18 protein-coding genes are annotated in these 14,205 nt (G+C 30.5%); all 18 read left to right on the forward strand.

What is annotated here, in order from left to right:
- The 18 genes from CSPA_RS03795 (at nucleotide 1) to CSPA_RS03865 (ending at nucleotide 14,026) form a co-directional block, all read left to right on the forward strand.
- On the forward strand, nucleotides 1-261 hold the full coding sequence (locus tag CSPA_RS03795) for a hypothetical protein (RefSeq protein ID WP_015390878.1): 261 nt from the start codon (nucleotides 1-3) through the stop codon (nucleotides 259-261).
- 28 nt (nucleotides 262-289) lie between these two features.
- Nucleotides 290-508 carry a hypothetical protein gene (locus CSPA_RS03800; RefSeq protein ID WP_015390879.1) on the forward strand — a complete coding sequence of 73 codons (219 nt, stop codon included), beginning with the start codon at nucleotides 290-292 and terminating at the stop codon, nucleotides 506-508.
- Nucleotides 509-589: 81 nt separating this feature from the next.
- Nucleotides 590-760 carry a hypothetical protein gene (locus tag CSPA_RS29945; RefSeq protein WP_017810822.1) on the forward strand — a complete coding sequence of 57 codons (171 nt, stop codon included), beginning with the start codon at nucleotides 590-592 and terminating at the stop codon, nucleotides 758-760.
- A gap of 377 nt (nucleotides 761-1,137) precedes the next feature.
- The gene (locus CSPA_RS03805) at nucleotides 1,138-1,539 is read left to right on the forward strand and encodes a phage tail terminator family protein (protein ID WP_015390880.1); all 402 of its coding nucleotides are present in this window, start codon (nucleotides 1,138-1,140) and stop codon (nucleotides 1,537-1,539) included.
- A complete protein-coding gene (locus CSPA_RS29950; RefSeq protein WP_017810821.1) occupies nucleotides 1,529-1,684 on the forward strand; it encodes a hypothetical protein in 156 nt (51 codons plus the stop codon). Before CSPA_RS03805 ends, CSPA_RS29950 begins: the two co-directional genes overlap by 11 nt.
- Complete coding sequence (locus CSPA_RS03810) at nucleotides 1,685-2,992, forward strand: phage tail sheath family protein (RefSeq protein ID WP_015390882.1); 1,308 nt, start codon at nucleotides 1,685-1,687, stop codon at nucleotides 2,990-2,992.
- 22 nt (nucleotides 2,993-3,014) lie between these two features.
- Nucleotides 3,015-3,482, forward strand: a complete 468-nt coding sequence (locus CSPA_RS03815) for a phage tail tube protein (RefSeq protein ID WP_015390883.1) — start codon at nucleotides 3,015-3,017, stop codon at nucleotides 3,480-3,482.
- Between the two features lie 124 nt (nucleotides 3,483-3,606).
- On the forward strand, nucleotides 3,607-4,023 hold the full coding sequence (locus tag CSPA_RS03820; RefSeq protein ID WP_015390884.1) for a phage tail assembly chaperone: 417 nt from the start codon (nucleotides 3,607-3,609) through the stop codon (nucleotides 4,021-4,023).
- 2 nt (nucleotides 4,024-4,025) lie between these two features.
- Nucleotides 4,026-4,199 carry a hypothetical protein gene (locus CSPA_RS29955; protein ID WP_015390885.1) on the forward strand — a complete coding sequence of 58 codons (174 nt, stop codon included), beginning with the start codon at nucleotides 4,026-4,028 and terminating at the stop codon, nucleotides 4,197-4,199.
- 46 nt (nucleotides 4,200-4,245) lie between these two features.
- Nucleotides 4,246-6,243 (forward strand): hypothetical protein, encoded by a 1,998-nt coding sequence (locus CSPA_RS03825; RefSeq protein ID WP_015390886.1) that lies wholly within the window; start codon nucleotides 4,246-4,248, stop codon nucleotides 6,241-6,243.
- Nucleotides 6,243-6,920 carry a LysM peptidoglycan-binding domain-containing protein gene (locus CSPA_RS03830; RefSeq protein ID WP_015390887.1) on the forward strand — a complete coding sequence of 226 codons (678 nt, stop codon included), beginning with the start codon at nucleotides 6,243-6,245 and terminating at the stop codon, nucleotides 6,918-6,920. The genes CSPA_RS03825 and CSPA_RS03830 overlap by 1 nt, the downstream gene beginning before the upstream one ends.
- 11 nt (nucleotides 6,921-6,931) lie before the next feature.
- Nucleotides 6,932-7,903 carry an XkdQ/YqbQ family protein gene (locus tag CSPA_RS03835; RefSeq protein WP_015390888.1) on the forward strand — a complete coding sequence of 324 codons (972 nt, stop codon included), beginning with the start codon at nucleotides 6,932-6,934 and terminating at the stop codon, nucleotides 7,901-7,903.
- Between the two features lie 2 nt (nucleotides 7,904-7,905).
- The gene (locus tag CSPA_RS03840) at nucleotides 7,906-8,226 is read left to right on the forward strand and encodes a DUF2577 domain-containing protein (protein WP_015390889.1); all 321 of its coding nucleotides are present in this window, start codon (nucleotides 7,906-7,908) and stop codon (nucleotides 8,224-8,226) included.
- The gene (locus tag CSPA_RS03845; RefSeq protein ID WP_015390890.1) at nucleotides 8,226-8,636 is read left to right on the forward strand and encodes a DUF2634 domain-containing protein; all 411 of its coding nucleotides are present in this window, start codon (nucleotides 8,226-8,228) and stop codon (nucleotides 8,634-8,636) included. The genes CSPA_RS03840 and CSPA_RS03845 overlap by 1 nt, the downstream gene beginning before the upstream one ends.
- Nucleotides 8,636-9,679, forward strand: a complete 1,044-nt coding sequence (locus CSPA_RS03850; protein WP_015390891.1) for a baseplate J/gp47 family protein — start codon at nucleotides 8,636-8,638, stop codon at nucleotides 9,677-9,679. Before CSPA_RS03845 ends, CSPA_RS03850 begins: the two co-directional genes overlap by 1 nt.
- Complete coding sequence (locus tag CSPA_RS03855; RefSeq protein ID WP_015390892.1) at nucleotides 9,680-11,524, forward strand: pyocin knob domain-containing protein; 1,845 nt, start codon at nucleotides 9,680-9,682, stop codon at nucleotides 11,522-11,524.
- A 1-nt stretch (nucleotide 11,525) separates the two neighbouring features.
- Nucleotides 11,526-12,140: a YmfQ family protein gene (locus CSPA_RS03860; protein ID WP_015390893.1), complete on the forward strand. Its 615-nt coding sequence runs from the start codon at nucleotides 11,526-11,528 to the stop codon at nucleotides 12,138-12,140.
- 14 nt (nucleotides 12,141-12,154) lie between these two features.
- On the forward strand, nucleotides 12,155-14,026 hold the full coding sequence (locus CSPA_RS03865) for a hypothetical protein (protein ID WP_015390894.1): 1,872 nt from the start codon (nucleotides 12,155-12,157) through the stop codon (nucleotides 14,024-14,026).
- Nucleotides 14,027-14,205 lie beyond the last annotated feature (179 nt).

Here is a 14,205-nt window from a genome sequence, read left to right on the forward strand (position 1 = left end):
ATGAGTTTAAATTTAGATAAAACAGATTTAAAAGATAATGTATTAATTATTCAAAACGATGATAATTCAATTAAATGTATCCCAAGAGAAAATGCCACAGATTATGAATTAAGTTTATTTAAAGAATTTGAAGTTGCTTATCCTAATGGTAAACCAGTACCTTTAGTAGAGCAAGTAGTAAATATAGCAACTGATAGAGAAAGAATAGAAGCTTTAGAAAATTACTTATTAGAAAAAGAAACTGCTGAAACTATAAAATAAATTGTATATATGAAATGGAGTGATCTTAATGACAAAAATGCAGGAAGTTTTAGGGAAAATTTTAAAGAATAGGATTGAAAGTGAATTAGTAAAGGATAAAGCAGAACAAAATTTTGCAACTATCAAAGAAACTATGGATATATTTTTAGCTGGAGATAAAATTGCAGCAGATCAGTATGAAGAGTTTACAAATTTGATTAAACCATCAGATAACACAACTGATAACTCTGAGACAAAAATTAGTTAATTTAATATTATTTTAAGATTATTATTATATAAATGTAACATTTGTAGTGTATTATGGTATTAAGAAAGGTGGGTGAGAGAATTGGGAAACCTAATTAAAATTAATCTCTATGCAGAACTTAAAAACAAAAAGCAAAACAAAGTAAACATTAAAAAGGTTGAAGAGATTATATTAAATTATAACAGTTGGTTAAGGAATACCAATAGAGAGGACAAAATAGAAAACTATGAGAAGTTTTTACGAGCTCAGTAATTATCTTTAAAGGTGGATTAGGCATTAAGGTTTAATCTGCCTTATTTTTTTCTAAAGAATAAATTGAAAAATTAAGATAAGAGATGGTCTTAAATTGAAATGCCTAATTAAAGAAGTGAATATATATTATAAGAGATTAATTATAAGAAAAGTATAGGAAAATTAGAGAAATTGTATAAGAAATTGATATTTATAAGCCTTATAATAGTAAGTGGGAAGGAAAGATAATTTTCTCCTAAGAAGTTAATACCCTTTTGTTAAAAGACATTTATAGAAATATAGATGTCTTTTTTGTGAGTAATTTTTTAAATGCTCTTATATTTAAGGACCTTTTTTAAAACTTATTTGAGTGAGGAGGTGGTAATATAAATGATTTATTGGTAGCAATTAAAAATATTATCAAAAACAATTTTCAAGAAAGTAATGTATATAGTGAAGGCAAGGAAGAAAGCTTTAATAAGCCTTATTTTTTTATTAAAATATCAAATTCAAGTGAAGCTAAAGAGCTTAATAGAAGATACAAAAGAAATATAGCTTTTGAAATTAGCTATGTAAGTGATAAGGACAATATCAATGAAGAATATTTAAACAAGGCTGACGAACTATATGAACTTCTAGAAATCGTAGAAAAGGGAGAAAGAAAATTTAGAGCACTTAATATGAATCATGAGGTAAAAGATGGGGTATTATATTTCAAATTTCAATTAGAAGTCAGTTTAATAAAGAATACTGAAGAAAATAGTATGAAGCAATTGGAGGTAGATGTACTTGGAAAATAAGTTTTCTAAAGAACAAATCATAGCATCTAAACAATTTACAATTAACCAAAAGGATATTCTAAATGCCTTATTAGAGGATAGAGAATATAGCATTGATGAGGTAAGAGAAATAATTAATAATTTTAATAATAAGGAGGCTAAATAAATGGCTGGAGGAACATGGATAAAACAAAATAAAGTAAGAGCAGGAGCTTATATAAATTTTAAGGGTAAATATGATGAAACAGTTGCTAGTGAAAGAGGTATTGTTGGATTACCAATAGTATTACCTTTTGGACCTGAAAAGGAAATTATTGAAATAGATAACAACACAGATTTATTTGAAATTTTAGGAATTCAAGAAGAGGATGCTTGTCTTTTAATGCTTAGAGAAGCCTTAAAGAAAGCAAATAAAGTGTTACTTTATAGAATTAATGGAGGCGTTAAAGCAGCTTGCACATCAGGAGACTTTGTTATTACCTCTAAATTTAGTGGGACTGTAGGAAACGATATTAGAGTTGTAATTCAAAGTAATATTGATGATGCAGGATATTTTGATGTAATTACATTTTTAGGTGATATAAAGGTAGAAGCTCAAAAAGTGAAAACTTCAGCAGACCTTGTTTCAAATAGTTTTGTCGATTTTTCTGGAAAAGGAGATCTTACTGTATCAGCCGGACTTAAGCTTGCAGGAGGAGAAAATAAGGCAGCTACAGGAGAAGATTATGCAGACTTCTTAAAAGAATTGGAATTGCATGAATTCAATGTTCTTGCTATGCCGGTTAGTGATCCTGCTATAAAAGCAGTTACTAAAGAGTTTGTAAGAAGATTAAGAGAAGAAGATGGCAGAAAGATACAAGCTGTGTTACCAGATTATAAGGAAGCAGATTATGAAGGAATAATATCAGTTAAAAATGGTGTTTACATTAAAAATAATGTTCATGTATCAAATATAGAAGCTACTTCATATGTAGCAGCTTTAACTGCAAGTGCTGGATATGCAGCTTCAAATACTTATGCTGAATATGAAGGTGCAATTAATGTTGATTGTAAATATTCAGACAGAGAAATAATTACTGCTATTCAAGATGGGGAAATAGTTTTTATTAAAAATGGTGAAAAGATTTTAGTTGAACAAGATATTAATACCTTAAAAACCTTTAGTGATGGTAAAAAGTCTGAGTTTAGAAAGAATAGAGTGATTCGAGTTTTAGATGGAATTAATAACAGGATTAAAACAAGATGGGAAGAGGTTTATATTGGTAAGACAAGCAATAATGAAGATGGAAGAAATCTATTTAAAAAAGATGTACTTAAAATTCTAGAAACCTTAGAAAGTGAAGGTGCATTGGAAAATGTAACAATAGATGATATCGATGTAGCAATAGGAGCATCAAAAGATTCGGTTTTAGTTAAGGTTAATGCACAACCAGTTGATGCTATGGAAAAAATTTATATGACAGTATATGTGTAAGAAGAAAGTGGAGGTAATATAAATGAGTAATTTTTTAAATTATAGTGATACTTTAAGTGGGACAGAAGCAAAGGGATTTATAACTGTGAATGGCAGAAATGAAGAATTATTTTATGCTAAAAAGTTAGAATCAACTGCAGAAAAAACTAAAAAGACAGGAAAGACTTTAGGCAGCAGAGTTGAGCAAAATAAGGCAACAGGCTGGAAAGGCACAGGAACTTTAACTGTTTATTATGTGACATCATTATTTAGAGAAATGATGATTAACTATATTAAGACTGGTAAGGATGTATATTTTGATTTAACAGTTACAAATGAAGATAAATCTTCAACAATTGGAAAACAAACCGTTGTATTAAAGAAATGCAATTTTGATAAGGTGAGTATGGCAATGTTTAATGTGGACGATGAAGTGCTAGAAGAAGAAATGGCCTTCACTTTTGAAGATGTTGATTTATTAGATAAGTTTGGAAAGCCTGTTGTTTCATAAAATAAATTAGACAGTTAAACATAAAATTTTAATACGTAATTGTAAATGGTCGAGGCTAAATTGTTAGAAATTAATAATTGGATCTCGACCATTAAATTTAAATATAAGAGAGGAAGATGCTATTATGAGTAACAATTTTGAAGAATTTTTAATGGAAAGCTTTGAAGAAACAAGAGAAACAGAAAGAGAAGTGACTTTAGGAGGCAAGAAAAAATTAATGAAATTTAAACCTATATCAGCTGATTTAGGAGATAAATTAAGAAAGAAGAATAGAAAAGTTAAACTTGTGAAAGGCCAAAGAATAATTGAAACAGATCAAGATAATTATATTTCAGATTTAATAATTGAAACTACAACTTGCCCTGATTTAAAGAATTCAAAATTACAAGCTTCATGGGGAGTTATGGGAGCAGTGGAACTTTTGGATGCAATGAAAGCGAAAATGAAGGATGGAGAATTCTCAGAATGGTCAACCATAGTAAGTGAAGTAAATGGCTATGATAAGAGCACAAGTGAATTAGTTGAAGAAGCAAAAAACTAATTATGGGGGGAGATGGTGAAGCAGCCTATGCTCATTATGCCCTCCACAAGCTAAAAATACTTCCTCATGAATTAATGAAGTTATCTAGACAGGAAAAAGCTTTTGTTTATGCATCTATAGATTTACATGTTGAAAAAGAAAATAAAGAAGCTAAAAGGATAAAAAGTAAAAGATAAACTCAAAAAGGATAACTAGGATTAAAAAAAGAAAAGAGGTGAAAGTATGGGATCAATAGAAATGACAGCAATATCCATGACATCTAATCTTACAGTAAACATAGGACTAATGGATAATTTCAATAATAAAGTAGATCAGTTAATAAGTGGTGTAGATAAATTAAATAATAGTTTTAGTAGAATAGAAGGAACTTTAAAGGAAATGTGTGGACTGCAATCAGAGCTTTTAAATAAGGAGTCTAGCACAACCAATATTATTAGTCAGCAAATATCATTAACAAATACCTTACAAATATCAATAAATGAAGCAGCTAAGGAAGAAGAAAATTTAAGTCAAAAAACAAGTAAAACTACAAATATATTTAAAGAACTTGCTGGAAAGCTTAAAGAGGGTTTTAATACTGATTTAGGAATGAAACTTATTAAAAATGGAATAAGTACAACTATTGATGAAGCAGTAAAAATGCAAAATCAAATTATTTCAATGCAAGGGATGCTTGGAAACAAAGAAGCTGGAAAAGCATATTTTAATCATTTACAAAAAGAAGCTAATAATTCAGGCTTTGCATTTCAAGATCTACAGGATAATGCGAGAAACTTTATAGGAATTACTAAAAATACAGATAGCCTTGATCAATTGAATAACTTATCAGAAAGATTATCAATAGGTAATACCTCTAAGGGACTTGGTGATGCAGGAAGTGCAATCAAGGACATGATGTCTGGAAAAGGAGATTCACTTAAAGAGAATTTTGGGTTTAATGATGATGATATAGGAATATTAAAAGCAAGTAAGGACATGGATGATTTTACAGCTAAGTTTGATAAATTACTAGACAAAAAAGGTCTTGACTCAGACATGCTCAATACTTTTAATAGTTCACCTACAGCTCAATTTGACAATTTAAAATCAAATCTTGATGCAGGGTTAGGACAAGCAGGACAGGGAATTTTAGAAGCATTTACTCCAGTAATGGCAATGATAAATCAAGCTTTTGCAAATGGATCATTTCAGCCGTTTTTTGCTGCACTTTCAACAGCACTTACAGCTGTATCAGATGCTATAATATTTATTTACAATTTGGCAATCCAAAACTGGCCAATAATTGAATCAATATTAATTGCATTAGGCATATATTTAATAAGTACTGCGATAACCTGTGCTGCAGCATGGCTTATAGCAAATTGGCCTATATTGCTAATAATTGGATTAATTTCGTTACTTATATATGCACTAATTCAATCTGGAGTTACTTGTGAACAAGTATGTGGTTTTATAGGCGCAGCTTTCATGATAGCCTTTGGATATATATATAATGAAATTGCAATGACATGGAATGTAATTGCAAGCTTTGTTGAATTTTTTGCAAATGTATTTAAGCATCCACTATATTCAGTTGAAATGTTATTTGCAAACATTTGGAATTCAATTGTGTCATTTGTTGGTGGAGCATTAGATTATATCGTAGATAAAGCTAAATCTATACCTTTCTTGAAAGATTTATTAGGTGATTTTGAAATAAAGAATTTTAAAATTAATATGCCTCCTCCACCAGATGATTATACTATTATTCCTAAAATGCAGATGAAGGATTTAGGAAATGAAGCTCAATATGGGTATAATGGTGGTTCTAAATTTGGAGCTAGTATGTCAGAACTTAAGGTTGGTTTAGGCGATAATGATATAATAAATAATTTCAATAAAAATCAAGGTAAAGGTGACCTTCCAATGAATAGTCTTGGAGATAGTGGCCTTACAAGTAACAATCTTGGAAATAACAGTGCTTTAACAGATAATTCAGCAAAGTGTGCTGATAGTCTTAAAAATATGGATAATTCAATAGATATTTCAAATGAGCATTTAGAAATGCTAAGAGATTTAGCAGAGCAGGATAGTATTCAAAACTTTGTAACCTTGACACCAACAGTACAAATCACTACTGGAGATATAAAAGAAGAAGCAGATATTAATAAAATAATATCTCATATAGAAAATTATATGGAAAATGAGTTAGCTAATAGTGCAGAAGGGGTGTATGCATAGTGTATAAAATGTATTTAGAAATTAACGGCGATGAGGAAGGCTTTTTACTCCCTGTACTTCCAGAGAAAATTCAAATTGATGAAGGTGGAGATAATAAGAGTTATAACATAGTGAATCTAGGGGAAGTAAATGTAATAAACTTACCTAAACTTACTAAGATTTCTTTTGATAGCTATTTTCCTTTGAATAGAGGTCCCTATGTGAGTTCTGAAAAATTATATGCTCCAAGTGTATATATAAAAAAAATACAAGAATGGCGAAAAAAATGCTGTAAAGTACGATTTATATTTACAGGTAGTACCTTAGATTCAGTATTTAATACTTCTACAGAGATAAATAATCTTTTCTCCATAGAAAATTTTAAATATGAGGAACATGGAGGAGAAGTTGGTGACATCTATTACACTTTAGAATTAAAAAAATATAAGAATTATGCACCTAAAAAAATTGATATCAAGAAAGATGTGACTGCAGTAACAGCAACTGTTTCTCAAGCTGCCACTAGAGAAAGCAATCCTCCTCAGCCAAAAACTTACACTGTAATTGAAGGTGATACTCTCTGGCATATAGCTAAAAGGTTTTTAGGTGATGGAAATAGATATGGAGAAATAGCAGCTTTAAATAATATTTCAAATCCAGATATAATTTATGTTGGACAGGTATTAAACCTTCCATAAAGGAGGAGTATATGCAGATAAATCTAATAATTGATGATAAAAATGGAAATGTATTTGATATCTCTGAATTAGTAGAAGAGGTTACTTGGAAGACTAAAAGAAAAGGCAGTCCTTCAAGTTTAGATATTAAATTGCTGGAAGATAGCCAGGTTAAAATTAGCAATGGCAATATAATAAGCTTTAAAGTAAATGATACTAATGTATTTTATGGTTATGTATTTAAAAATAGTGGTGATGATAGCCCAGAAATTAAAATCACAGCTTACGATCAAATTAAATATCTTATGTATAATGATGTTTGTGTTGGGGTTAACAAAAAGGCAAGCGAAATAATTACTGGGATCTTTGAAAAGCTTCAATTAAAGATTGGAACCATTGAGGATACTGGATATGTAATTCCAACGTTTGTAGAGGATGACAAGAAGTATTTAGATATTATATACAGTGCTTTAGACAAGACCATAGTTTCTAATACAAAAATGTTTGTTTTGTATGATGATTATGGATATTTAAATCTCAGGGATATCAATAATATGAGGCAAGAAATTGTAATAGCAGATGACAGTAATCTGGGAAATTATGATTGGGAAAGTTCAATTGAAGAAAGCTATAACTGTATAAAATTTGTTAGGGATAATGAAGAAACTAAAGGAAGAGATGTGTATATTGGACAGGATTCTCAAAATATTGCTAATTGGGGTAAATTACAACTTTTTAAGAAGGTTGACAGTAAGCTAAATAAAGCCCAAATAGAAGAAATGGTTATGGGAAATTTAAAACTTAAAAATAAAGAAACTAAAAAACTTAAACTTAAAGATGTTTTAGGAACAGAAACAAATTTGGATTTAAAGCTTAGAGGTGGTGCTGGAGTCTATGTGATTATTAAAAAAAGGAACATAGCTCAGTATTATTTAATTGAAGAAGCTACTCATAAGTTTTCTAAAAATGAACATACAATGGATTTTGATTTGAAGGTGGTGTAAAAATGTTAGAGTTGATAAAACAAGCAAGTGTTAATGCCATAAATGCAAGTAATCCATTAGATATTGAATTTGGAACAGTCACAGATGCTGAAAATATTACTATAAAAATAAGCCAGAAAAAAATACTACCAAAAGAGTTCTTTGTTGTGCCTGAAAGTTTAACTAGATATGAGGTGAATTTAAAAAATAGCAAAGTTGTTGATGGAACCTCTGAATCAGATAAGTTGGTCATAAGAGAAGGCTTAAAAATAGATGATACAGTAATATTATTAAAAATCGAAAGTGGAGCAAGGTATTTAATACTTGATAAGGTGGTGAAATAATGAGTTATGTAAGTATACTGCCACAAGGTGCCATTATAGATAATCTAGAAATTAAAAATGAAGCTGAGATGCCTAGTAAAACCTACAAAATTAAAGATAATAAAATAGTTGGATTTTGCGATGGCAAGGAGGCCTTGGAGCAAACGATATATTTTATATTAAACACAGAAAGATATAATTATTTGATTTATTCTAATAGTTATGGAAGTGAACTTAATATCATATCTGAATTAGATAGAGATATAGCAAAAAGTGAATTAAAGAGGAGAATTTCAGAAGCTATACTCCAAGATGATAGAGTCAAGGACGTTGGTAATTTTGAATTTTCCTATAGTGAAGACAGTGTATTAGTAAAATTCACTGTTTTTTCTATTTATGGGGATATAGAGATAGAAAAGGAGGAAAGCTGATGTTTGAAGTAAAGGAAGAAGATATATTAAACAGAATGCTGGAAAGCATACCCAAGGACATAGATAAAAGAAAAGACAGCAGTTTAATTTATAATGCCTTAGCTCCAGCTGCACAGGAAGTAGCAAAAATAAGAAGTGATATGGATAGATTTCTAAGCTATAGCTTCGCTTCTAAAGATATGCCTGAAGAATATTTGGATTTAAAAGCAATGGAATATGGACTTACAAGAAAACCAGCAACCTATGCAGTAAAGCTTGGAATTTTTACAGATGCAGATGGCAATTTAATGGATATACCGCTAAATTCAAGGTTTTCTATAGATAAGATCAATTATGAAGCAATAGAAAAAATTGAAAAAGGCAAATATAAAATGAAATGTGAAACCCTAGGAGCAGCAGGAAATTATCCAACAGGAGCTTTATTGCCAATCGAATATGTTGAGGAACTTGGGACAGCTAAACTTACTGAAAGCTTAGAGCCAGGTATAGAGGTTGAAGATAATGAAAAATTATTTGATAGGCTTATGTTAAAAATAAAGACACCTGCTACAAGCGGAAATAAATATCATTATTTGAATTGGGCCCTAGCAGTTTATGGAGTAGGAGCAGCTAAAGTATTTCCTGTTGCAAATGGACCAGGAACAGTAAAAGTTGTAATAGCAGACTCAGATAAGAAAGCAGCTTCAGGTGAGCTTGTAGAAAAGGCAGCGGCTTATATAGAAGAGCTAAGACCAATTGGAGCGACTGTAACAGTTACAAGTGCAATAGAAAAAATGTTAAAGATAACTGCTAATATAACCATAGTAGATGGATTAAATTTAGGAAATGTTAAAGGGGAATTTGATGGACTTATTACAGCATATCTTAAGGAAGTGGCTTTTGAAGCTTCTTCTATAAGTATAGCTAAAATAGGGAATATTTTGTTAAATACTACCGGGGTGCTAGATTATCAGGACTTAAAAGTTAATGGATTAACTTCAAATATAGTTTTAGCAGATGAGGAAATTCCAGTATTAGAAATAACTGAGTTAGGGGTGGTTTAATTGAGTAATTATCCTAAGGAGATAGACAATTTTGTAGAAAAGCTTAATAAGTTGGATAACAACACATATGTTATTGAGGAAGAAATTATAACCTCTAATGGCGTTTATGAAGCAGAACTTCAGCATGATAATGTAAATAAAAAAACAGTTAATGTTTATACAGGAACTAAGCTTTCAGGAAATAAACTTGAAACCTATATTATTTCAACACCATCCTTAACCCCTTGGAAAACTAATATAAAAATATTTTCAACCATATCTCATTTGTACATTTCTTATGAAACTCAAGGAGACACTGTTGAAGCAGAGGATATAAATAGGGTTCAAGATAGCATTGTATCAACCCAAATGGCCTTGAATACAGAAGCTTCAAGGGCCGTCAGTAGAGAAGATGAAATTGAAGGTAATTTAAATTTTGAGGTTTCAAGAGCGAAAAATTCTGAGCAGACACTAACAAGTAATTTATCAAGTGAAATAAATAGAGCAAAAACTAGTGAATATACTATAACTGATAATCTCAATTCAGAGATAACAAGAGCTGTCAATTCTGAAAAGGTGTTAAGTGATAATTTGAATTCAGAAGTATCAAGAGCCAAAACTTCAGAGCAAGCATTAACTGATAATTTGACAAATGAGGTTAATAGGGCTACTTTAGCTGAAAATACTTTGACAAATGCGATTAATTCAAATATACCAATTTGGAATGACAAATATACAAAAAATGAAATTGATAATAAATTAAGTGCTTTAGTAACCAGTTTAGATTGGAAGGAGTCTGTAGCTACATTTTCAGTTATAGCAACGACTTATCCATCTCCAGAGGATGGTTGGACGGTTAATGTTAAAGATACAGATATAACTTATAGATATGATGGAACTGCATGGATTCCTATTTCAGCAAATTCCATTCCTTTAGCTTCCTCAAGTGTTGATGGTAAGATGAGCAAACAGGATAAGATAGATCATGATGATATGAATACCAAGAAGCATGTCCATGATAATAAATCTATAATTGATACTATTACTAAAACATTAATTGATACTTGGAATAGTGCTTATACACATATTAGTGATTCAAGTAATCCACATGCCACAACAGCAAGCCAAATAGGACTTGGCAATTTAACAAATGATGTTCAAGTAAAGAGAAGTGAAATGGGGGCAGCTAATGGAGTAGCAACATTAGATAGTTCTGGTGTTAATAATCAAGCACCTAAAGAGCACACTCACGACGATAGGTATTATACAGAAAGTGAAGCAGATACAAAATTTGCAACAAAAACTCAAATCTCTCAGCTTGGTTTTGGAGACATGGTTAAGTCAGTATATGATACAAATGACGATGGAATTATTGACAATGCTGATAAATTAGATGGCAAACATGGTTCTTTTTATGCTCCAGTAGATTCTCCAATATTTACAGGTATTCCAGTAGCAACAACAGCAAGTTTAGGTAATTCAAGCACACAAATTGCTACTACAGCTTTTTTAAATAATACCTTGGCAGCTTATGGGTTAGGCTCAGTAGCAAAAGATATTAGTAATACGGATTTAAACAGTTGTCAAACATCTGGATTTTATAGAGGAAGTACAGTAATTAATGCTCCTAACACTGGATGGTTCTATTTTATTGTAATATCTCATTCAGATACAAACTGGATGTGCCAATATGCCATAAGTTATGGTTCTGGAAATACTGCTAATTTGATTTATATAAGAACTAAAGTTGATGGAACATGGGGTTCTTGGCAGAATGTCTATACATCAAATAATAAATTAATACCATCAGACATTGGAGCCATGAAAAAGGGCCCTTTAATTTGGAATGACTTAAAGGGGGTATAGTATGTATGGAACAAGCGAATATGGACTATTAAAATATGCAGAAAATATACCAAGTGCAGAGGAAATTAAAAAATATTTTGTTGATTTAACAAGATACGTACCATCCTTTATAAGTGATATTCAGGAAATGAAGGCTGTTTATGAGGTTGAAGGCACAGAATTAGGAAGTATTTTATATTACTTAAATGATTGTATAAAGCAATTTTTTATAGATACTGCTACTTGGGGGCTTACTTACTGGGAAGATGAATATGGAATAGACACCAATTTAAATGCAAGCTATGAGGAAAGGCGAGAAGTTTTAAAAGCAAAAAAACGTGGACAAGGCACTACAACTAAAGCCATGTTAAAGAAAACTGCTGAAGCTTTTAGTGGTGGGGAAGTAAATGTAATAGAAAACAATGCAGAGTATTCTTTTGTAATACAGTTTGTAGGTATTAAGGGCATTCCTAAAAATCTGCAAGCCTTTAAAAACATGTTAGAAGATATTAAGCCAGCGCATTTAACGTATTCCTTTAAATATACTTATACAGTGTGGAATGTATTAAAGCAAAAGAATTTAAGCTGGAACAATTGTAAAATTAAAACTTGGGATGAACTAAAAGTTTATGAATAGAAAGGAAGGATTATATGTTAACAACAACAAATTATGGACTAAAAAAACCAGAAGGAACCGATGTTGTAGATATTCAAAATTTCAATGATAATGCAGATATAATAGATCAAGCGTTAAAAGCACATGATACACAATTGTCAGATATGGTGTATCAAACAGCAGGTGGAACAGGAACGGCTCTTACATTAACAATAAATGGAACATTAAAAAATGGCTATCCAATAACATTTATAGCAAGTGCAAATAATGGTGGAGCTGCAACAACTATAAATGGTAAGAAGTTATATAAACCAGCCACAACAGTGGCACCAAATTTAATAGCTGAAAAGGCATATACGGTTTGGTATAATGCCACTGGGGATAATGGTAATGGTTGTTTTTTTATCAAAGCTAGTGCAGAGGGAGATGCAGTAGCAGCCAATGTACTAGCTGGAAAGAAATTTAGTAATGATAATGATACTGGATTAGTTGGAACTTTAGATTTAAGCAACTTAGTAAATGGAAATATAAGAAGTGGAGTGACTATTAATGGTGTTAGTGGAAAGTCAAGTGTTGTAGATACAGCAGACGCCAATGCAGTATCCGCACAGATATTGAATGGTGCTTTTGCATATGTTAATGGGGCAAAAATATCAGGGAATATTCCAGTTTTAGCAAATAATACACCACCGAGTAATATTGCTTATTGGGCACCAGGACAAGTTGGTAATGCCTACGCAAAGGGGCATTTTTTAGTGCCTAAAGGTTATTACGATGGGAATACATGGCTTAGTCAAGATATGCCAGATTTATTAGCACAAAATATTGTAAGTGGTAAAAGCATATTTGGAGTAGTTGGAAATGCAACAGTTGCAAGTCTTGGTGGATATTCAAGTGGTTCTTATGTAGGTTCAAATAGTATTAATAGAAATATAGGAGCTTCTGTAAATGTTTATTTAGGTGCTGGCAATAAAGCCGCGAGTCCAAATAATACTTGGAATTATGCAAATTCTTTAACTGTAATAAATAACTATTGTTATGTAGTTAATTATGGTATGCTTCAAAAATATGATAACAATGGAAATCTAATATGGACTAGAACATTGCCATTATCAACTAATTATGGTCCATCTAGTAATATTAAAAGTGATAATAATGGAAATATAATATTGTATTATAGTAGTAGATTATTTAAATATGATGTTAATGGAAATTTATTTTGGACTTATGATATGACAAATGATGCAACAGGAAGAACAATATCATATATAGCTGTAGACAATAGTGGAAGTACATTTATGGCGTATTATTGGTATAATGGTTCAGGTTGTTATGCTATTAAAAAAATAAATACTTATGGACAACAAGTTTGGGATAAACAAATGCAATTTTCGAAAATAACTACAGATGGTACTAATTTATATGTATTTGTCCCTAATGTTCCAAATGGAGCATCAGCACATATTGATAAATATGATACAAATGGAAATAAATTTTCTATTATTAATAGAGGACTTTCGAGTTGTAATACTGATTTTACTTATTGTAATAATACTTTATATGGTACAGATTGGTGGAATCCAAATTCAGGTGGTTATTGGAATACTATAACTAAATGTGATTTAAATTTAGTAAGTCCTACTGATGCAAGTGGTTCTGTACAATATGCAAATAGTCAAGTTCATTTTGGATGTTTTAGTAAAGATTCTAACTATTTATATATATTATATTCAAGAATGGATTACTCTGCATGTTATATTAGAAAATTACGTACGTCTGATCTAATGGATGAGTGGAGTTATCCTATATGGTGTGATAGTAGTATGTGTACAGATGATTATGGTAACTTATGGATTAGATCTGGAGATTCTTTATTAAGAATGACTGAAAGCTATAAAATATTATAATAAAATAAAGAATGGAAAAATATGACTTATGATGAAATGAGTTGAATAAAAAGAGGAAATAAAAATACTATTACAATTTTGAAATCAGGAGAACATTTTTAATTATTTGAAATAGAAAGTAACGGAGGTAAATTCTAAAAAGTGTGATACAAGTAGAAGCATAATGCGATAATATATTA

It is taken from the genome of Clostridium saccharoperbutylacetonicum N1-4(HMT), assembly GCF_000340885.1.
In the GTDB taxonomy this organism is placed as follows: domain Bacteria; phylum Bacillota; class Clostridia; order Clostridiales; family Clostridiaceae; genus Clostridium; species Clostridium saccharoperbutylacetonicum.